17 protein-coding genes and 1 pseudogene are annotated in these 18,858 nt (G+C 69.8%); 5 read left to right on the forward strand and 13 right to left on the reverse strand.

Translation table 11 applies throughout. The features are described 5' to 3' along the window. Positions 1 to 385: 385 nt before the first annotated feature. The 3 genes and pseudogenes from ABIA32_RS12705 to ABIA32_RS12715 form a co-directional block, all read right to left on the reverse strand. A pseudogene (locus tag ABIA32_RS12705) lies at positions 386 to 1,483 on the reverse strand (enoyl-CoA hydratase-related protein); the annotation flags it as partial. Positions 1,484 to 1,621: 138 nt separating this feature from the next. Next, on the reverse strand, positions 1,622 to 2,836 hold the full coding sequence (locus tag ABIA32_RS12710; protein ID WP_370094184.1) for an acetyl-CoA C-acetyltransferase: 1,215 nt from the start codon (positions 2,834 to 2,836) through the stop codon (positions 1,622 to 1,624). Between the two features lie 105 nt (positions 2,837 to 2,941). Continuing rightward, the gene (locus ABIA32_RS12715; RefSeq protein ID WP_370094185.1) at positions 2,942 to 4,126 is read right to left on the reverse strand and encodes a CaiB/BaiF CoA transferase family protein; all 1,185 of its coding nucleotides are present in this window, start codon (positions 4,124 to 4,126) and stop codon (positions 2,942 to 2,944) included. A gap of 243 nt (positions 4,127 to 4,369) precedes the next feature. Here ABIA32_RS12715 and ABIA32_RS12720 point away from each other — a divergent pair, with 243 nt between their 5' ends. Next, a complete protein-coding gene (locus ABIA32_RS12720; protein WP_370094187.1) occupies positions 4,370 to 4,633 on the forward strand; it encodes a hypothetical protein in 264 nt (87 codons plus the stop codon). 382 nt (positions 4,634 to 5,015) lie between these two features. Further along, positions 5,016 to 6,335, forward strand: a complete 1,320-nt coding sequence (locus ABIA32_RS12725; RefSeq protein ID WP_370094189.1) for a DUF222 domain-containing protein — start codon at positions 5,016 to 5,018, stop codon at positions 6,333 to 6,335. 88 nt (positions 6,336 to 6,423) lie between these two features. Here the strand turns inward: ABIA32_RS12725 and ABIA32_RS12730 are convergent, their stop codons facing one another. Next, positions 6,424 to 7,074, reverse strand: a complete 651-nt coding sequence (locus ABIA32_RS12730) for an alpha-ketoglutarate-dependent dioxygenase AlkB (RefSeq protein ID WP_370094191.1) — start codon at positions 7,072 to 7,074, stop codon at positions 6,424 to 6,426. A 239-nt stretch (positions 7,075 to 7,313) separates the two neighbouring features. Between ABIA32_RS12730 and ABIA32_RS12735 the strand changes: the two genes are divergently transcribed. Beyond that, positions 7,314 to 8,912, forward strand: coding sequence for an MDR family MFS transporter (locus tag ABIA32_RS12735; protein ID WP_370094653.1), 1,599 nt, complete (start codon positions 7,314 to 7,316; stop codon positions 8,910 to 8,912). Here ABIA32_RS12735 and ABIA32_RS12740 read toward each other — a convergent pair. The 3 genes from ABIA32_RS12740 to ABIA32_RS12750 all read right to left on the reverse strand — a co-directional run bounded on the left by ABIA32_RS12740 (position 8,905) and on the right by ABIA32_RS12750 (position 12,951). Continuing rightward, on the reverse strand, positions 8,905 to 10,044 hold the full coding sequence (locus ABIA32_RS12740) for a PP2C family protein-serine/threonine phosphatase (protein WP_370094193.1): 1,140 nt from the start codon (positions 10,042 to 10,044) through the stop codon (positions 8,905 to 8,907). The two genes, ABIA32_RS12735 and ABIA32_RS12740, sit on opposite strands and share 8 nt — an antisense overlap. Before the next feature lie 73 nt (positions 10,045 to 10,117). Further along, a complete protein-coding gene (locus ABIA32_RS12745; protein ID WP_370094195.1) occupies positions 10,118 to 11,293 on the reverse strand; it encodes a S8 family serine peptidase in 1,176 nt (391 codons plus the stop codon). A 1,322-nt stretch (positions 11,294 to 12,615) separates the two neighbouring features. Then, positions 12,616 to 12,951, reverse strand: a complete 336-nt coding sequence (locus ABIA32_RS12750) for a hypothetical protein (RefSeq protein WP_370094196.1) — start codon at positions 12,949 to 12,951, stop codon at positions 12,616 to 12,618. 223 nt (positions 12,952 to 13,174) lie between these two features. Between ABIA32_RS12750 and ABIA32_RS12755 the strand changes: the two genes are divergently transcribed. After that, complete coding sequence (locus ABIA32_RS12755) at positions 13,175 to 13,465, forward strand: hypothetical protein (protein WP_370094197.1); 291 nt, start codon at positions 13,175 to 13,177, stop codon at positions 13,463 to 13,465. Here ABIA32_RS12755 and ABIA32_RS12760 read toward each other — a convergent pair. Next, a complete protein-coding gene (locus ABIA32_RS12760; protein WP_370094199.1) occupies positions 13,440 to 14,684 on the reverse strand; it encodes an MFS transporter in 1,245 nt (414 codons plus the stop codon). The two genes, ABIA32_RS12755 and ABIA32_RS12760, sit on opposite strands and share 26 nt — an antisense overlap. 212 nt (positions 14,685 to 14,896) lie before the next feature. Here ABIA32_RS12760 and ABIA32_RS12765 point away from each other — a divergent pair, with 212 nt between their 5' ends. After that, positions 14,897 to 15,532, forward strand: a complete 636-nt coding sequence (locus ABIA32_RS12765) for a hypothetical protein (RefSeq protein ID WP_370094200.1) — start codon at positions 14,897 to 14,899, stop codon at positions 15,530 to 15,532. Positions 15,533 to 15,615: 83 nt separating this feature from the next. On the opposite strand, the gene ABIA32_RS12770 is transcribed toward ABIA32_RS12765, so the two are convergent. The 5 genes from ABIA32_RS12770 to ABIA32_RS12790 form a co-directional block, all read right to left on the reverse strand. Then, positions 15,616 to 16,482, reverse strand: a complete 867-nt coding sequence (locus ABIA32_RS12770) for an Fpg/Nei family DNA glycosylase (protein WP_370094202.1) — start codon at positions 16,480 to 16,482, stop codon at positions 15,616 to 15,618. A gap of 108 nt (positions 16,483 to 16,590) precedes the next feature. Next, complete coding sequence (locus ABIA32_RS12775) at positions 16,591 to 16,716, reverse strand: hypothetical protein (protein WP_370094204.1); 126 nt, start codon at positions 16,714 to 16,716, stop codon at positions 16,591 to 16,593. 156 nt (positions 16,717 to 16,872) lie between these two features. Next, entirely contained in the window at positions 16,873 to 17,523 is a 651-nt protein-coding gene (locus ABIA32_RS12780) for an SIMPL domain-containing protein (protein ID WP_370094206.1), read from the reverse strand. Positions 17,524 to 17,685: 162 nt separating this feature from the next. Further along, a complete protein-coding gene (locus tag ABIA32_RS12785) occupies positions 17,686 to 18,336 on the reverse strand; it encodes an alpha/beta fold hydrolase (protein WP_370094655.1) in 651 nt (216 codons plus the stop codon). Next, positions 18,230 to 18,850, reverse strand: a complete 621-nt coding sequence (locus ABIA32_RS12790; protein WP_370094207.1) for a pyridoxamine 5'-phosphate oxidase family protein — start codon at positions 18,848 to 18,850, stop codon at positions 18,230 to 18,232. Before ABIA32_RS12790 ends, ABIA32_RS12785 begins: the two co-directional genes overlap by 107 nt. Positions 18,851 to 18,858: the final 8 nt, after the last annotated feature.

Here is an 18,858-nt window from a genome sequence, read left to right on the forward strand (position 1 = left end):
TTCGCCGTATGGGACATCGAGCGGGCGGTTGCCGACTCGGCGGCGCTCGGCGGGCACGAGCCGGGCGCGGGAGCGGATGCCCTCCGCCTCCGGCGGGTCCGCTACGCCGTGTCGGACACCGAGCGCGGGCGGCTGACGGCGCGGCCGTGCTAGGCGGCCGCGCCGCCCGCTCGCGGCGCGCCGCCGCCGCGCGTGCGCTGGGCGGGGCTCAGTCGGTGAAGCTCTCCCCGCGTTCGGCCTTCTCGACGAGCAGCGCCGGTGGCTCGAACCGCTCCCCGTACGCCGCCGCCAGCTCGCGTGCCCGCGCGGTGAAACCGGCCAGGCCGCCCTCGTACCCGTTGATGTACTGCAGCACACCGCCCGTCCACCCCGGGAAGCCGATCCCCCCGCGCTCGGCCGCCTCCTGGCTCACGTCCTTGAGGACCACCTGGATCCCGGCCTTGGCGCAGGAGTACGCGATGCCCGCCCCCATCATGCCCGCGCCGAGCACGGCGACCTTGGTCACGTTGGAGGCCGGGACGCCGGCCGGGCGGTTCGCGCCGGAGTTGACGGCCTGGAGGTCGAAGAAGAAGGCTTGGATCATGTTCTTCGCGATCTGACCGGTGGCCAGCTCGGTGAAGTAGCGGCCCTCGATCGCGAGCGCGGTGTCGATGTCGACCTGGGCCGACTCGACGGCGGTCGCCAGGATGTTGCGCGGCGCGGGGTAGGGGGCGCCCTGCAACTGCTTCGCCAGGTTGGCGGGGAAAGCGGGCAGGTTGGCCGCGAAGGACGGGTTGCTCGGCGTCCCGCCGGGGATCCTGTAGCCCTTCACGTCCCAGGGCTGCTGCGAGGTCGGGTTCGCGTCGATGAAAGCGCGCGCCTTGGCCAGCATCTCGTCGCGGTCGGCGGCGAGCTCGTGCACCAGACCGACCTCCAGCGCCTGCGCGGGCCGGTACTGCCGTCCCTGCAGCAGCACCTTCAGCAGCGCGTCGGCGATTCCCAGCAGCCGCACGGTGCGCACGACGCCGCCGCCGCCGGGCAGCAGACCGAGCGTCACCTCGGGCAGGCCGATCTTCGAGGCGGGGTTGTCGAGGGCCACCCGGTGGTGGCAGGCGAGCGCGATCTCCAACCCGCCGCCCAGAGCGGCGCCGTTGACGGCGGCGACGACGGGGACGCCGAGGGTCTCCAGGGCGCGCAGGTTGCGCTTGATCCCCATCGAGCCCTCGAAGAACTCCTGCGCGTCCTCGGGGCGGACCGAGCTGAGCATGCGCAGGTCGCCGCCGGCGAAGAAGGTCTTCTTGGCGGAGGTGACGATCACGCCGCGCAGCTCGCCCGCGTCCTTGAGCGCGGTGAGCCGGGCGACGGCGGCGGCGAGGGAGGCCGTGAAGGCGGGGGTCATCGTGTTGACGGACTGGGAGTGGTCGTCCAGCACGAGCGTGACGACGCCGTCGGCGTCCTGTTCCCAGCGGATGGTGCCGGTCGGGTCGGTGGTCTCGGTGGTCATGTCTCTCTGTCTCCAGGGGCGCGGTGCGGGCGGTGGGTGAGTGGACGTCGGGTGCCGGACGTCACGTGGCGTGTGGGGTCACCTGTCCGGCGGGCTCTGCGGTGTCTGCTGTCTCTGCGCTGTCTGCTGTCTCTGCGGTCAGACGCGTTCGATGACCGTCGCGATGCCCATGCCGCCGCCCACGCACAGCGTGATCAGTCCGCGCCGCAGATCGCGTCGCTCCAACTCGTCCAGCACGGTGCCGAGCAGCATCGCGCCCGTCGCGCCCAGCGGGTGCCCGAGAGCGATCGCGCCGCCGTTGACGTTCACCTCCGCGTGGTCGAAGCCCAGATCCTTCATGAAGCGGAGCGCGACGCCCGCGAAGGCCTCGTTGATCTCGACCAGGTCGATGTCATCGGGCGTCAGCCCGGCCTTGGCCAGCGCCTTGCGGGTGGCCGGGGCCGGTCCGGTCAGCATGATGGTCGGGTCCGCACCGGAGACCGCGGCGGAGACGATCCGCGCCCGCGGCGTCAGCCCGAAGCGCTCCCCGACCTCCGCGTTGCCGATCGCGACCAGGGCCGCGCCGTCCACGATGCCGGAGGAGTTGCCCGCGTGGTGGACGTGGTCGATCCTCTCCACCCAGTGGTACTTCTGCAGCGCGACGGCGTCGAAGCCGCCGAGCTCGCCGATCGTGGCGAAGGAGGGCTTGAGCGAGGCGAGGGACTCGACCGTGGTGCCGGGGCGGATGAACTCGTCGTGGTCCAGCACCACCAGCCCGTTCCGGTCCCTGACAGGCACGACGGAGCGGTCGAAGCGCCCCTCCTTCCACGCCTCGGCGGCCCGCGCCTGCGACTCGGCAGCGAAGGCGTCGACGTCCGTGCGCGAGTAGCCCTCGATGGTGGCGATCAGGTCCGCGCCCACGCCCTGCGGCACGAAGCCGGTCTCGAAGCTGGTCATCGGGTCCATCGCCCAGGCCCCGCCGTCGCTGCCCATCGGCACGCGCGACATCGACTCCACGCCGCCGGCCAGGATCAGGTCCTCCCAGCCCGAACGGACCTTGGCGGCCGCCATGTTCACCGCCTCCAGCCCGGACGCGCAGAAGCGGTTCTCCTGCACGCCCGCCACCGTCTCGGGCAGCCCGGCAGCGATCGCGGCGACCTTGGCGATGTCCGAGCCCTGGTCGCCGAGCGGGCTGACCACGCCGAGCACGACGTCGTCGATGGCGGCGGGGTCGAGGTCGGGGAAGCGCCGCCGCATCTCGTGGATCAGGCCCACGACGAGGTCGATCGGCTTGGTCCCGTGCAGCGAACCGGTGGCCTTGCCTCGGCCGCGAGGGGTGCGGATCGCGTCATAGACGAATGCTTCGGTGGTCACGTTGGCTGCCTGCTTTCTGGCGGGATGACGTGCTGCTGGTTTGCGGAGGAGTACAGATGGTGGTTCAGGGTGGTTCATGATCGTTCGGGTGGTGCGGCGTGGGCCTCAGGAACTGGGTTCGGGCGTGCCTTCGATCAACGCCGGTACGTCCCAGTCCGCGGCGACGCTCGCGCGGTGCGCGTCCGGCAGCGCGGGTGGGCGGGGCACGGGGGTCGGCGTGCCGGAGAAGCGGGGGGCCGGGTTCGGCTGCAGCACCCCGTCATGGCTCGCGTAGCTGCCGCGTGCGGCGAGGTGAGGGTGGGCGGCCGCCTCGTACAGGTTCAGCACGGGCGCGACGCAGGCGTCCGCGCCCTCGAAGACCGTCTGCCATTCCGCCAGCGTGCGGGCGGCGAAGCGGTCGGTGATCAGTGTGCGCAGCTCGTCCCAGCGTCCGAAATCGCGCTGCCCCGGCGCATCGGCGGGGAGTTCGAGGAGTTTGGCGAACTCGGCGTAGAACTGCGGCTCCAGCGCGCCGACGGCCACGTGGCGTCCGTCCGCGGTCGCATAGACGGCGTAGAAGGGAGCGCCGCCGTCGATCATGTTGACGCCGCGCCGGTCACTCCAGCGCCCGCCGGCCATGAATCCCCAGAGCACGGAGGTCAGGTGCGCGGCGCCGTCCACGATCGCCGCGTCGACGACCTGCCCGCGGCCGGTGGCCGTCGCGTGGTGCAGGGCCGCCAGCAGGCCGACGACCAGGTAGAGCGAGCCGCCGGCGTAGTCGCCGACCAGGTTGACCGGGATGGCCGGTGGCCCGTCCGCGGCCCCGACGAGACCGAGGACGCCGGCGGTGGCGATGTACGCGATGTCGTGTCCCGCGGCCTGCGCGAGCGGCCCGTCCTGCCCCCAGCCGGTCATCCGCCCGTAGACGAGGGCCGGGTTCCGAGCCAGGCACTGCGCGGGCCCGACCCCGAGCCGCTCGGCGACGCCGGGGCGGAAGCCCTCGATGAGCAGATCGGCGCGCTGCGCGAGGTCGAGGACCCTGGCGGCTCCCTCGGGCGACTTCAGGTCCAGCACGACGCTGCGCTTGCTGCGGTTGGTCACGTCCAGCGCCGGATCACCGCTCAGCACGGACCCGCCCGGCCGGTCGACACGCACGACGTCCGCGCCCAGGTCGGCCAGCAGCATCGCCGCGAAAGGACCGGGCCCGAGCCCGGCCAGCTCCAGCACGCGCACCCCGGCGAGCGGGCCGCTGATGGGTGCGGCGGCGGGCGCGGTGGTGGGTGCGGGGCGGGAAGGAGGGGTCTCGGGCATCGGGCCTCCACGGCGAGGGTTTGACAGGGGTGCTGTCACAGTCCCGATGCTATGGAGTTGACTCGTCAGTAACAAGAGCGCGCAGACCTGTCCCCCGCGCGCGCCGCACGAATGCTCGGGCGTCTCCGGGTCCACGACGGTTGCGTCAGGAATTGCGCAGCTGTCTGCGAATTGAAGAGTTATTCAATTCCTGGGATGGTGGCAGCTGAGGGGGCTTCCGGGGAAGACTCCGAGGAGGACGCGGTGGACCAGAACGAACAGCTGCTGCTCAAGCAGGTCACCGACGCACGCGCCGCGCTCGCGGAGGCCGTGGCTGCGCAGGATCCACTGGGGCTCTCCCGTGCGCTGGACGAGCTGGAGGAGGCCCTGCGCCAGGCCCGCGAGGGCAGCGTGGACGTGTCCTCGGAGACCGTTTCGGCTGAAGCTGCTGCGACGGAAGCCGCCGTGGCGGGAGCGTCGGGGGCGGGAGGGTCCGGGGCAGGGGCGAGCGAGCAGCGGGAAGGGTGAGGCGCGCGCCTGTCCCGCTGCGCAAGACGAGATCGATGTGGAACGTTGCAATCTGTCGCCGTAGCTGGCCGTGCTGCGCCGCTCCGGGCTGGCGAACTCCGTCTGAGGGCACCGACGTCTACTCGCCGAGCTCTAGGCCGTCGAGCGCGCGAGTGCCGGCGAACTGATCGGGAAGCGCGGCGGCCCGTGGGGTCTGGGGCCATGGTGGGGGAGGCCTGCATGTGCGATGACGCCATATCAGCCTTATCGAACGGAATGACTAACTCGTTCGTGTTCGGAAGATAGTCCTGTTGGGCCATGGTGGTGGGGTGGGCGGGGGTTGATAATTGGTTCTATGGACGCCTCGATGTTCGGGGGCGGGTGTGAAGACGGAGATGCGTCCATGGGTGAGGGCTGTTCTGGCCCCTCGCTCGGGGATGTGTTCCGTGCGGACCCGCTGACCCCCAAGTCTTCCCGCCAGGCCCGCCACTGTGCGGAGCCCCTCCGCACCCTGCCCGCTTCCGCGCTGTCGTTTCTGGCCGCTCTGGCGGCGGAGGACGATGAGGTGCTGCACGCGGCCGGGGCCCGGTTCCAGTCCGAGCAGCTGCTGGCGTTGGTGCGGTTCGAGGAGATGGTGGGTGCGGAGTTGGCGCGCCGGTTGGCGGTGTTCGACCGCACCGGCGGTGCCACGGCCGTCCGGTCCCGCACCACGAAGGGCTTCCTCCGCACCCACGGGCAGCTCGCGGAGAAGCACGCGAACCACCTGGTGGGCCGGGCGCGGGACCTGGACAGGCTCCGCAGCGTCCGCGCCGCCCTCGCGGCGGGTGAGCTGTCCTCGAGCCAGGTGGAGGTCATCGCGAGGGAGATCGCGCCGGCCGCCCAGCAGGTCCACGCCCACCTCGTCGCCGAGGAAGACCCCAAGGCGGACGATGTTCCGGCGTCGTTCCAGTCCTGGGCGAAGCTGTCGCCGACCGGCACCTCGGACGACCCGTTCTGGGTCCTGTCGGGGGAACTGTCGCCGGTGGTGGGGGAGAAGCTCCGCGTCGCCTTGGAGGCCGCCATGGGGATGCCGGTGGACGGGGACCCGCGCACGCATGCGGAGCGGATGGGCGACGCGTTCGAGACGGTCGCGGACCTGGCGCTCGGCTCGGACCAGCTGCCGACCACGGGTGGTCAGCGTCCGCACCTGACGCTGATCGCGGACCTGGACGCGCTGCGGACGACCTGCCCCACCCACCCCACCCTCGACCACGACGAGTCCGAGGACGACGAGCCCGAGGGTGGGGATGACCTGTCGGGGCTGCTGCGCCCTCGGGTGGCGGCGACCACGACCCGGGGCTACCAGCTCCCCGCCTGGCAGGCCCGCAAGGAAGCCTGCGACTGCCAGCTCCGCGTCATCCTGACGCGCGGCCAGGACAAGCCCGTCTCGATCGGCCGCGCCACCCGCACCGTCCCCGCCCACCTGCGCGACGCGGTCATCGCGCGGGACCGGCACTGCGTCTGGCCCGGCTGCACCCGCCCCCCGACCTGGTGCGAAGCACACCACCTGACCCACTGGGCCGACGGCGGCCACACCAGCCTCGACAACCTCGCCCTCCTGTGCGGCGAACACCACACCGACCTCCACCAAACCGGCTGGGAACTCGAAATGATCAACGGCCAACCCCAAGCCGTCCCACCACCCGACACCCCACCACCCCCCAACACCAGATACCCCGGCTGACCCACAGCACGGCCCATGAGCCGCCCCACCAGGCGGCCCATCGGCACGCCCGCACGCATGCAGTGGGTCAGGCAGCGACCGTCGTCGGCTACCGCACACCCCGGGGGCGGAACTGGATGCTGATGCGGGGGCCGACCGCGCGGGCCGTCTTCGGAATGGCGTGCTCCCACGTCCGCTGGCAGGAACCGCCCATCACAATGAGGTCGCCGTGGCCCAGTTGTTGGCGCACCGTCGTGCCCGAGGCTCCCGAGTCGGCCCTTGGGCGCAGCAGCAGGGCGCGCGGTTCGCCGACCGACAGGATTGCCACCATGGTGTCCTCGGTCCGTCCGCGCCCGATCGTGTCGCCGTGCCAGGCGACGCTGTCGCGGCCGTCGCGGTAGTAGCAGAGGCCGAGCGTCGTGAAGGACTCGCCGAGTTCGCCTTCGTAGTGCGCGCTCAGCATCTCCCGCGCCTCGGCGAGTAGCGGGTCCGGGAGGCGATCGTCCTCGTCGTAGAAGGCGAGCAGACGTGGGACGTCGACGACCCGGTCGTACATCTTGCGCCGCTCCGCCTGCCACGGCACCTGCGTCGCCAGCCGTTCGAACATCGAGTCCGCGCCCGTCAGCCAGCCGGGCAGAAGGTCGATCCACGCGCCGGCGCCGAGGTCGATGCGCTCGGGGACGGAGTGCTGCAGTGGACGGAGTCGCGTCTCTTCGGCCTCGTCGAACAGGGAGGCCTGCAGTGGTGTGGTGAGGGCCATGGGACGAGCCTACTCCTCGAATCGAACAAATAAGCGAGAAAGGCTCACGCCTCGACAGCTAGTTGCGTTCAGCAACCAACTATGTATAGTTGCCTTAGGCAAGTAATCGGGACCAAGGTCCCGAGATGCCCGCACTCGCCGCATGGGTGCACGCAGACGATGAAGGAACGTGGCTGATGTCCCAGCAACCCATGCATGCTCGGCAAGCGGAGAAGAGTCCGATCGCGGACGGCGAACCGATGAGCCACCGGCAGATCATGGAGGCGCTGACGGGCCTGCTGCTGGGCCTCTTCGTCGCGATCCTCTCCTCGACGATCGTGTCGAACGCGCTCCCGACGATCATTTCCGATCTGCACGCCAGTCAGACCGCCTACACCTGGGTCATTACCTCGACGCTGCTGGCCCTGACCGTCTCGACCCCGATCTGGGGCAAGCTGGCCGACCTCGTCAGTAAGAAGCTGCTGGTCCAGCTCGGTCTTGTCATCTACGTCGTGGGCTCCTGCATCGCCGGGCTCTCGCACAACGCCGGGATGCTCATCGCGGCCCGAGTGATTCAGGGCATCGGCGCGGGCGGCATGACTGCGCTGACCCAGACGATCATGGCGACGATGATCTCCCCACGCGAGCGTGGCCGCTACTCCGGTTACCTCGGTGGGGTCTTCGCTCTCGGGACCATCGGCGGGCCGCTGATTGGTGGAGCGATCGTCGACACCACCTGGCTCGGCTGGCGCTGGTGCTTCTACGTCGGGGTGCCGTTCGCCATCGTCGCGCTGATCGTGCTGCAGAAGACGCTGCACCTGCCGGTGGCCAAGCGTCGCGTCAAGGTGGACTGGCTGGGTACCGGGCTGGTGACCGCGGCCGTGTCGCTGCTGCTGGTGTGGGTCTCGTTCGCGGGCGACAAGTACGCGTGGGGGTCGTGGCAGAGCGGGGCGATGGTCGGCGGAGCCGTGCTGCTGGGGCTGCTGTTCCTCTTCGCCGAGACCAAGGCGAGCGAACCGATCATCCCGCTGCACCTGTTCCGGCAGCCCACCATCTCGCTCGCTGTGCTCGCCAGCTTGTTCATCGGTGTGGCGATGTATGCGACCACCACCTTCCTGAGCCAGTACTTCCAGCTGGCTCGCGACAACTCGCCGACGATGGCGGGCGTGATGACGCTGCCCATGATCCTGGGGCTCGCAGCCGTCTCGCTCGTCTCCGGACGGATCATCACCCGAACGGGGCGCTGGAAGGCGATCCTCGTCATCGGCGCGCTGCTCACCGCCGTCGGCCTCTTCCTGATGGGCACGGTCCGTGCCGATACCGACTACTGGCTGCTCGCGGTCTACATGTTCCTGATCGGTTCCGGCCTGGGCATGACGATGCAGAACCTGGTGCTCTCCGTGCAGAACCAGGTGCGCCGGGAGGAGCTCGGCGCGGCGAGCGCCGTCGTCGCCTTCATGCGGACCCTCGGCGGCGCGATCGGTGTCTCAGCGCTGGGGTCGATCATGTCGACGAAGGTCACCCACGACATGGCCGACGGGCTCTCGGCCCTCGGCATTCACTCCGCTGCCGGCAACGGCGGAAGCCTGCCCAAGCTGTCCGCGCTGCCTGCGCCGGTGCGGGGCGTGGTCGAGAACGCCTTCGGCCACGGCGTGGGCGACGTCTTCCTCTACGGCGCACCCTTCGCCCTGGCGGCGGTGGTGGCGATCCTCTTCATCAAGGAGGTTCCGCTGCGCACCACGACCGCTGCCTCGACCACTGCCTCGACCACTGCCCTCGCTCCGGCCGCGACGAGTGACGCCCCGGCGGCCGATGCCACCGCTGAGCCGGCGCTCGGCGGCGCCAACTCCGTCAGCTGACCGAAGGATGCGGGGCTCGGGCGATCGCGATCATCGCCGCGTCGTCCTGGAGCGGGCCGCCGACGTGACGGCGGAGATCGGCGGTCAACCGCGCCAGCAGCCTGTCCGGCTCCTCCGGTGCGCCCGCCGCGAGGGCCTCGACCCGCTCGATCAGGGGGTAGAACCGCCCGCTCGGGTCGCGGGCCTCGACCAGCCCGTCCGTGTAGAGCAGTAGCAAGTCCCCGGGTTCGAACGGGAACTCGGCGAGTGGGAACGGCTCCTTGCGCGCTCCGAGTCCCAGGCCGAGCGGAGGGGACTGCTCAGGCGCCTCCAGAGACGTGGCGTGGCCCTCGCGCAGCAGCAGGGGGTGCGGGTGCCCACAGTTGATCAGACGGAGCAGCGGACGCTCGTCGAGGATGTCCACGATCGCAGCGGTCACGAATCGCTCGCCGGCGTCGGTTTCGGCCTCGCCGTTGGTGGTGGCGAGCTCCGCCAGGCCCCAGCTGACGCTGTCCTCCAGGGAGGCGGCGAGCTCCGGGAGCGGTGCCTGCCGGTGCGCGGCGGCGTGGAACGCGCCTAGCAGGAGTGCGGCGTCCCCGAGGGTCTCCAGACCTTTGCCGCGGACGTCTCCGATGACGAGCCGGGTGCTCTCCTGGGTCCGGGCGGCGGCGTAGAGGTCGCCGCCGATGCGGGCGTCCGTGGTGGCGGCGTGGTAGGTGGAGGCGATCCGGAGCGGGCCGGCCCGGGTGGGCAGCGGCCGCAGCAGCACGCGCTGCGCGGCCTCGGAGACGGAGCGCACCTGCTCGAGCTCGATGGCGCGGCGGTCGCGCAGGCGGACGAAGACGACGATAAACGCGCCGATGGCGACGAGGGAGGCGATCTGGACTTCGAGGTTCTCGGTGGTGATCACGCCGCGGGCGATGCCGATCGCCACGAGGGTGGCGACAGCGAGCGAGCCGATGGCGGCGGTGGCGCGAGCGCCTCCGAAGGAGGCGGTGATGGCGGGCGCGACGACGAGAAGCGGTCCGAGGTGGATGTCGGCGGGGGCGAGGATGTCGGTCAGGGCGATGAGCGCCATGAGCGCGAGGGGGAGCAGCAGCAGGATCCGACTCGTCCGCGGCCCCGCCTGCGAGGACGAGGCACGGTTCTGCATGGCTCCGCTCCTCTCCCGCGCTCCGGACTACCGGGCTTCCATGCCACGCCACCCCCGGTGGATCCGCAACCGCTCATCCCGCGTCCCGCGCGCGCCTTCTCCTCCACCACCATCCACCCATTCCGACGGCCCCAACCCCGACCACAGCCGCGACAGCCACCCGGCCCCACGACCCACCTCCCTGCGGCCGCGCCCCGGCGGCGACCTGCCCATCGCCTGCGGCCGCGGCGGCACCGGCGGCGGGCGCGGCCGTGCCCCCTGCGAGCTGCGGCAACGGCCCTGTGGCCGGCCCCGCCGGGATGTCGAACGTCAACGCCGCGTCCGGCCGGATGATCCCGTAGCCGTAGTGATCGTCGTGCACTTTCCCTGTGGGATTCACGGCCGACTTGACCATCCGATTCACCACCTGCCCAGCGGTCAACTTCGGAAACGCGGCCCGCACCAACGCCGCCTCCGCGGAGACGTATGCGGCGGCATCGCTGGTCCCATCGGAGAGCCGGTATTCGGTGTCACTGTTCGCCCCAGCCGCGACGATATTCACGCCTGGTGCGGTGAGCGTGAGCTGCGGTCCGTAGTTTGATTGGGGCCATACATTCCCATTCACATCCACTGCTCCGACGGACACGACGCCGGGATATGCGGCGGGCCATTCAACGTTCCGCGATCCGCCATTGCCGCAACTTGCGACTAGGACTACATCGTGAGATTCCGCGTAAGTCACTGCATCAATCTCTTTGGGCTCGCGACTCGGTCCTGAGAAAGACATGTTGATGACCCTTGCGCCATGGTCGACGGCATAGTTAATTGCAGTGGCCTCCTCTTTCGAAATCTCCGCAGTTGAGCCCAGGTCGATTGCCAATGGCATGATATGGGCGCCTGGGGCAAGTCCCGAAATGCCTTCGTGGTTACCCGGCCCATGGCCATGGGCTGCGATTAGGCTAGCCATGGCCGAGCCGTGCCCCATTGAATCGTGATCGATCCAGCCTCTGCCGCCTACGGAGAAGTCTCTTCCAGGAATTAGCTGACCTGTGAGATCTTGATGAGTGGCCCGCACTCCAGAGTCCAACACTGCAACGAGTACACCGTCGCCTCTTGAGTGTGGCCACACTCGAGAGGCGACATGAAAGAGAGTCAAAGGCCACTCCGCATTCCTCACATTATCACCACTCGGGTATGAAGCTGGGATGACTAGAATGATGGTCAATCCAGTTGCAAGCGTGTGGATTCTGCGCCTATTTGATTTCATCATGCCCTTTTGATGGCGGCCTGGCTTGAACTACTCAATAACTTGGGGGTTTGCGCTGGTCGTTTGTAGCCACGTGGACTCGTCTTCCGTTAGGTACTGCGCTCGCCGCCGCCTTCCTCTGCTGGGGGTCGATTGTCGGCTGAATGGAACGATTCCTCCATTTGTACTGCAGTGATTTTGCTCGGGACTAGGGGGATCAATTGCGGGCGGAGCGAAGGGAGGTGGGCCCTCTTTGGCGTCTCTGTATGCAGCAGTTCCTGAGTCGCTCTGAAGAGGAAGGCCTTGCCTGGTGAATTCATTGGAGCCTGATGGCCGCAGATGCTCTCCGCCAATTGTGTACTGCACATGAGTGCCTGATTGGTGCTGCTGAAGATTATCGATTGAGCCATTCTGGGCTGACGCTCCAAATCGGACAGGAGACGATGTGGCCTCGAGCCTCGATAGGACTTGCTGCCGGTCCTCGCTGAAATGCCCGCGATGAGATGTGGAAATGTGCGAGGTTGAACTGCGGTGCTGATCCATGCTTGTCGTTGAACTTGCTCCAGAATCGCCTGGCAGAACAGAAGAATCGGGCATGGATGTGCTGGCTGAGACTTGGGACGAGCCCGGGGTGGGTGCTAGAGCGTCTCGGCTCCTGACTGGTCGAATCCCAGGATCGGTCGGTGGATGGCCGATGGCCTCAGGGGTCTGTGACAGAAGGCCGGCGTCAGTGGCGGCGATGCTTGTCCCCTGCTTGAAGCCCTGACGGCTTGACTCGACTTGTGCCTTGTTGTTGTGAACCGAAGTCTCAGGTGGTGGTGGGAAGACTCCGCGATCCTCGGCCCTCTTTGAGCGAGCAGGCGTCCCGATCATCTCGCCTGCCGCTCGGTAGCGTTCCTCCAGGCGTTCCATCACCCCCGCCGCCTCACTCCGCCGCTGCACCATCAGCGGGGACGGCTCGCCGCACGTGCCCGCGGCCGCGCAGCGCGCGGCCTGCTCCAGTGGGTCGGGGGCGGCGGGCATCGTGGATTGGGCGGTGCGGAGGGCGTCCGCCGCGCAGGAGACGCCGGATGAGGCGTTGAACGCGTAGGCCGCGCCGTTGCCGAGGGAGAGGTGGAGTTCGTCCGCGCGGGCGGCGAAGGCGTCGGCCGCGGCGCCGGTCCAGTGCGTGGTCGCGGCGAGCGTGTGATGGAGGAGGTCGTCCTGGGCCTGGCGTAGCGCGTCGTGGACGGCTGACCACTTCGCCGCCACCGCGTCCAACCCGCCTGCGTCCGCGTCCGCGATCATCGCGCGCAGGTCGGGCAGGGCCGCGCCGCGGAAGCCCGTAGGCCCTTCCCCGCCGCCGCTCACGCGCTGCCCGCCGACGAGAAGAAGTCCTGCTTCGTTCGTCGTTCCTGCTCCGCGTACGCCTGCACCGCCCGCTGCGTCTGCCCGCCGTAGCGCTCGATGAACCCCTGGAGCTCGCCGATCATCGACTCGAGCCAGTCGCGCATCTCGTTGTGCTTGTCCGTCAGGGCTTCGGCCCCTGCGAAGCCGCGGCCCAGCATTCCGGCAGGGATTGTCGTGTCATAGCGGGCGTTCGCACGCGGATTCTCCAGGCTGTCGGCAAGGACGCGCAGTTGGCGCACCGTCGCCTGCAACGCCTCGATGTCGACGCTGTATCCCGTCCCGGCTCCCGGCATGGTGGGCGCACACCCCCGTCTCGATCCGACGTGTACGTATCCAAGCACTCTAGGTGACGGAAAGTAGCCCCGCCATCACTCGATCGTGGCTTTCTGTAACCGGTCCGCCTCCGCCGGGGTCAAAACGTGATCTCCCATCCGATGCGCGAAGATCATCTCCTGCCCTAAGGTACGCCGCGTAACGTCAGCAAGCCGACACGTCGGCAGCCCAGGGAGTGGCGCAATGAGCTTCATCGAGCGCGCAGTTGAGGTCATCGAGCACAGCGCGGAGGCAACCGGGGACGCTGTCGGCGACTACGCCGCCCACCGCCACGCGGCCAAGCTGTTCCTCAAGCTCGGGGTAGCCGTCTACGCGGAGCAGCGACTCAACGGCGCGCACGATCCGGTCGAGCGGATCCTCCAGGCCCTGGACGGTCACGCGGCCGAGTACGGCGAGGTCGACCTGGACCACCTCAAGGCGGCCCACGAGGTGCTCGGCGACTCGTTCGTCAGTGCGCACTCAACGGCCGACTGACCGACCGAGACCCGCCAGCCGGTGCCGCAGGCAGCTGCGGCTCGGGCTGCCGCTGCCGCTGCCCGCGGCGGCGCAGCGCCGCCGCGGAGACGGTCGACACCGCGCCCAGCGCAGCCGTCGCGGCGAAGCCGAAGCGGGCGTCGGTGTGGTCGGTGAGGGTGGCGACCAGCAGCATGGCGAGGACGGTCGCCGCGAGACCACCCGCGTTCGCGAGGCCGAAGGCGCGGCCTACCGTGTCGGTGTCCACGGCCGCCATCAGCAGGTTCCGCGAAGCGATCCTGGCCTGGCCGAAGACGAACGCTCCCACGGGCACCAGGAGCATCAGCCCGAGAACTCCGAAGAGTCCCTGCAGGACCATGAGCACATTGCAGATCAGGAAGCCGACCAGCGCGATCCTCAGGTCCGGGTGACGTCGGGCGACCGTCCGGTACGCGGCCGCCGCGAAGAGGAAGCCGAAGCTGCCGAGCGCGTCGACGGCGCCGAAGGTGCCCGCGCCCCGGTGCAGTTCGGCGAGGACGAAGGTCGGCAGCAGCGCGTTGAAGACGGTGACGACGACGCTGCCCTGGGCGTAGAGGACGATGACGCGCAGCGGTGTGCGGGCTGTGGGCCGGGGAGTGCGGGGCGCGTCGGTGAGCGTGTCGACCTGCGTGGATGTCGGCGCCACGCACCCGACTCCGATGGCGGCGACGCACACGGCCGAGGCAGCGAACGTCGCGGCGTTGAAGACGAACAACGGCTGGGCGCCGAGGATCTGGACCGCGAGCCCGCCCACCGTCGCGGAGAGCAGCATCCCCGCCTGGGTGGCCATCTCGTAGCCTGCGTTGAAGCGACGCAGGTCGGACTCCGGGATGCGCTCCTTGATCAGGGCCGCCGACACCGGGAAGAAGAGCGCGGCGACCAGCGCGAGCGCGAAGTTGGCGACATAGACGCCGGTCGTGGTGGATCCGCCGAGGGCGAGCCAGGCGGGGAGGGCGAGGGCCAGCGCGGCGCTGCCGGCGTCGCAGGCGATCCAGAGCCGGCGCCGGTCGAAGCGGTCCGCGACACGTCCGAAGAAGGGGGACAGCAGCGCCTGAGGCAGGGCCACCGCGATGAAGAGCCAGCCCACGGCCATCATCGTGTGCTGCTGGCGAATCATCAGCAGGGCGCCGGCGATGAGTTGGGCGTTGTTGCCGAGCGCGGTCGCGAACGCGGCGACGACGAGAAGCCGTGGGGTGGTCATGGGACGAGGCTAGGAGCTCTTCACTGACATCCAGTGTCAGTGAAGCGGCGCGAATACCGCTGACTGTCACCGGGGCCGGATCCGAGGCCGAGGCCAGGTGGGATCGGGAGAGAGTTCCACTACTTCTCCCCATAAGTCTCACCTCGTTCACCTGTTCCCGGACGTCACATCGCTCCTAGGCTCGGCAGGTACGGATCAACTGCTCATCCCGCATGACAGGCACGGAAGACGCGATGAACTACTGCCCCACCTGCCGACGCCATCTCAACGGTGCACTGTCCTGCCCCGGTTGCGGGGCGCAGGCCGCCGAGCTGCCGCAGGCCATGCCTGAAGAGCAGCCTGCGTCGCGGACCGTGGCCTACGAGCAGCCGGGGGCCGGTCGCCCGCAGAGCCGGCGGCGGAAGGAGCCCCGCAGGGGGCGGGGGCTGCTGATCGGTGGGCTGAGCACGGTGGTTCTCGCGGCTGCGGGCATCGCGGTCGCGGTCAGCACGCCCGCGTCCGTCGGCGTGCCGACGGGCAGCGGCGTTGTGGCGGACGGTTCTGGCGCCACGGCGACGGACAGCGCCACGCCGGTGCCGGAGTCGAGCGGGGTCGCAAGAGCCGGCAAGGCGCATCGGTCGCATCCGGCGAAGCCCAGGTCGGCTTCCGCTTCACCCTCGCCGACGGACAAGTCGACCTCCAAGTCGGGCACGAGCGCAGGCACAGGTGCGGGGACGAGCGCCAAGCCGAGCACGGCGACTGGCGGGACCGGCACCTCCGGCGGCAGCACGGGCGGCGGTGCCTCCTCGCCCTCGGCCCGGCCGTCGGCGAGTGCGACCTGCCACCAGGTGCTCTTCTGGTGCGGATGACGCGACCACAGAGCCGAGCGCAGCCGAGCGGAGCCGGGCGGACGCGCGCGGAGCCGAGCGCAGGTGGCGCGTGCGGCCGACGGCTACTTGAGCAGGCGGGACAGACGGCGGTCGGCGAGCGGCTTGCCGCCTGTCTGGCAGGTCGGGCAGTACTGCAGGGACGAGTCGGCGAAGGAGACCTCGCGGATCGTGTCGCCGCAGACCGGGCAGGCTTCGCCGGTGCGGCCGTGGACGCGCAGCCCGCTCTTCTTCTCGGCCTTCAAGTCCCGCAGCGGGAGCCCCTCGGCGCGCGCCACGGCGTCGGCGAGCGTCGTGCCGATCACGGCGTAGAGCGAGGCGACCTCCTCCTCGGAGAGGTTGGCCGCGAGCTTGAACGGTGACATCCGGGCCGCGTGCAGGATCTCGTCCGAGTAAGCGTTGCCGATGCCGGCCAGCACGCTCTGGTCCCGCAGCACGCCCTTGATCTGCCGCCGCTCTGCCGCGAGCAGCGCGGCGAACGAGTCGAGGGTGAAGTCGGCCGACAGGGGGTCGGGGCCGAGGCGGGCGATGCCTGGCACGTCCAGGGGGTCGCGGACCACGTAGACGGCCAGATGCTTCTGCGTGCCCGCCTCGGTGACGTCGAACCCCGTGCCGGGCGGGTCGGCGAGCCGCAGGCGGAGGGCAAGCGGTCCCTTGCCCGGACGCGGCGGGTCCGTCGAGAGCCGGTCGCTCCACCGGACCCAGCCGGCCCGAGCCAGATGGATGACCAGATGCAGCTCGCCGGCCCGGAGGTCCAGGAACTTGCCGTGCCGGTCCGCGCCTTCGAACGTCCGGCCCTCGAGCGCCGTGATGGGTGGGTCGTAGGTCTTGAGTGCGTGTACCGCCACCGGGTACACGCGCTCGACGGTCCGGCCGACGAGACGGTCGGCCAGAAAGCGGGTCAGCGACTCGACTTCCGGCAGCTCGGGCATGCCTTCAGTCTGCCCGTTCCGCGTCGCATCGGCCGCTCGGCGGTTTCCTAGCTCGGCGGATCGGCGGATCGGCGGTTCGGCGGTTCAGTGGCTCGGCGGCTCACCTCCTCACCCGGCAAGGGCCTGCGCGAGCCTCCGGCCTCCGCTGAGCCCGGCCGTCCGTGGGCCGAGCGCGACCGAGATGATCGGCATCGCGGCGGTGCCGGTGGCGGGCGACACCTTGGTCGCCGCCACCGGCGGATTCCGCCTCCCCGGCCGCGGCGTCCAGTTCCCGCTCGGAGTCCGGTGCGCCAACGCTCACGCCCTGGCCCGCCTGGCCCGCCGCGCCGCCCGATGGGGGCACACCGAGGTGGTCGAGTTGAGTGCCTTACCTCGACGGCTCGACCCGCGTCAGCCGGTGATCAGGGAGAACCCGAGAACCACTCCTGCGGACACGCTGATCTTCCCCGGGGCGAGGTCGCCTTCTCCGCCGTCGCCGGAGGCGTAACCCCCGTGGCTGCGGTAGGCGTTCGACAGTTGGTCGGAGTCGATGTCCTTGATGTGGATGACCGGTCCCAGCCGGGACCCGGCGGCCTCGGCGTACAGGGCCGCCTTCTCCTTCGCCGCCGCCACAGCGGCCGTTCGGGCCTGGGCGCGCAGGTCCTTCTTGTTGCGCACATCGAAGGTGACGCCGTCGACCTGGTTGGCACCGGCTTCGACGACGTCCACGAGGATGATCTCCAGGACGTCGAGTTCGCGCAGCTCGATCACGAAGGACGCGGTGCACTCGTAGCCAAGGAACTTTCGATCGTTGCCGTAGCTCCAGGACGACTTCAGGTCGAGACGGGACGTCGAGACGGCGGAGTCCGGAATGTTGTGGCCGCGCAGCACTTCGCGGATCTGGTTGACCCCGGCCCTGGTGACCTCGAAGGCCTCGCCGGGCTTCTGCCGGGTCTGCTTGATCGCGACCTTCAGCCGGGCCAGATCAGGTGCGGTGTCCACGCTGGCCGCGCCGAAAACGGACATGCCCCAGGGGGCCTCTATGAATTGGCTACCGTTCATGCGGCGTATCCAATCAGCGGTTCGCCTGCGCTGGCAGCGGAATTCCGCGGGTCGTATCCCGGTGCCGCCCCATCGAGCGAGCGCGGACCAGGTGCGCGAGACTGACTGTGCAGTCGCCATGGCGGCCCCGCCGACGTGGGGCTGACACCGGTTGACCGGTCCTCAGAGCGTGGCGGCCAGCTCGGCCGGTCGGCTGAGGGCGTTCAGGTGACCGCCGGGCACCTCTTCGAGAGTGAGCCCGAGCCGCTCCTTCACCAGGCGGCGCTGGAACTCGAGCGGAAAGAACCGGTCGTCCCTGCCCTGAAGGAACCGGGTCGGCACGTCGGGCCAGCTCTGCAGTGGCCAGGGCTGGCCGAACAGCGCGGCCGGGGGCGAACCGATCTCCTCCGCCAAGGCCACGTCAGTCACCTCGGCCGGGACGTCGTGGAAGAAGTCGACACGCGGATCGAACGGCGCATCGGGTGCGCGGCCCTCCGCCCTGGCGTGTTCGGCGCGGGCCTGTGCGTGTCCGGTGTTGCCCCACCACTCGCCGGCCGACTCGCCCGGCGCCGGCACCATGGCGTTGACCAGCACCAGCTCGGAGACCGGCACCCGCATGCAGACCAGCGGCGCGGTGAACCCGGCCAGTGACTGGGCCACCAGAACCGGCCGCACGCGTCCGCCGATCGCGTCGACGACGGCGTCGGCGAAGGCGTCGAGCCCCGCGTCATCGCGCGTCGGCATGTCGAGGACCACTGTCTCGTGTCCCCGCGCGTGCAGCTCGGGGACCAGCCGGTGCCAGTACCAGGCCCGGCCGTCGGCGCCGGGAATCAGGACATAGGTCTTCATGGTCAACTCCGCTCGGCGAGGGCGCCAGGAAAGCGCGTGGTGAAGTCGAGAACGCCCACCCAGCTCGGGCGCAGGGCGATGCGAGCCATCCGCGTACCGGGGTGGTCGACGGCCGCGACGTGCGTGCGCCCTGGTCCGGCCCGTAGTAACGGTGGTGCGCCAGCGCGTACTCGGGGACGATCCCGTCCACCTCGGTGGCGGTAGCCCGCCCGCGCAGCTGCAGCACCTGCGGCGGCGGGCCGGGCGTGTCGATGGTGACGGCGACATCGGGTCGCGCGCGCAGGGCGGCGATCTTGTGCGCTCCGGCGAAGGTGGAGAAGACCAGCTCGTCGCCGGTCCAGTGGAACATCATCGGCATCACGCGCGGAGTCCCGTCCGCCACGACGTAGGCGAGGCGGGCCAACTCGGTGGAGGCGAGCAGGCGCTCCGCGGTCTCACTTCCCAGCAGGCGCAGATCGCCCTGGGGCAGGGTGAGCAGTTCTTCGGTAGTCGGCCTCATACTCCTAA

The sequence above is a fragment of the Streptacidiphilus sp. MAP12-20 genome (assembly GCF_041262525.1).
Taxonomy (GTDB): domain Bacteria; phylum Actinomycetota; class Actinomycetes; order Streptomycetales; family Streptomycetaceae; genus Streptacidiphilus.

Coding starts and splice junctions, on each gene's coding strand:
- ABIA32_RS12730 (WP_370094191.1), bottom strand. CDS start 7,074: ATGGCCCTCACCACACCACTGCAGGCCTCCCTGTTCGACGAGGCCGAA.
- ABIA32_RS12765 (WP_370094200.1), top strand. CDS start 14,897: ATGACAGGCACGGAAGACGCGATGAACTACTGCCCCACCTGCCGACGC.
- ABIA32_RS12770 (WP_370094202.1), bottom strand. CDS start 16,482: ATGCCCGAGCTGCCGGAAGTCGAGTCGCTGACCCGCTTTCTGGCCGAC.
- ABIA32_RS12740 (WP_370094193.1), bottom strand. CDS start 10,044: ATGCAGAACCGTGCCTCGTCCTCGCAGGCGGGGCCGCGGACGAGTCGG.
- ABIA32_RS12745 (WP_370094195.1), bottom strand. CDS start 11,293: ATGATGAAATCAAATAGGCGCAGAATCCACACGCTTGCAACTGGATTG.
- ABIA32_RS12755 (WP_370094197.1), top strand. CDS start 13,175: ATGAGCTTCATCGAGCGCGCAGTTGAGGTCATCGAGCACAGCGCGGAG.
- ABIA32_RS12750 (WP_370094196.1), bottom strand. CDS start 12,951: ATGCCGGGAGCCGGGACGGGATACAGCGTCGACATCGAGGCGTTGCAG.
- ABIA32_RS12735 (WP_370094653.1), top strand. CDS start 7,314: ATGAGCCACCGGCAGATCATGGAGGCGCTGACGGGCCTGCTGCTGGGC.
- ABIA32_RS12780 (WP_370094206.1), bottom strand. CDS start 17,523: ATGAACGGTAGCCAATTCATAGAGGCCCCCTGGGGCATGTCCGTTTTC.
- ABIA32_RS12715 (WP_370094185.1), bottom strand. CDS start 4,126: ATGCCCGAGACCCCTCCTTCCCGCCCCGCACCCACCACCGCGCCCGCC.
- ABIA32_RS12725 (WP_370094189.1), top strand. CDS start 5,016: ATGGGTGAGGGCTGTTCTGGCCCCTCGCTCGGGGATGTGTTCCGTGCG.
- ABIA32_RS12760 (WP_370094199.1), bottom strand. CDS start 14,684: ATGACCACCCCACGGCTTCTCGTCGTCGCCGCGTTCGCGACCGCGCTC.
- ABIA32_RS12790 (WP_370094207.1), bottom strand. CDS start 18,850: ATGAGGCCGACTACCGAAGAACTGCTCACCCTGCCCCAGGGCGATCTG.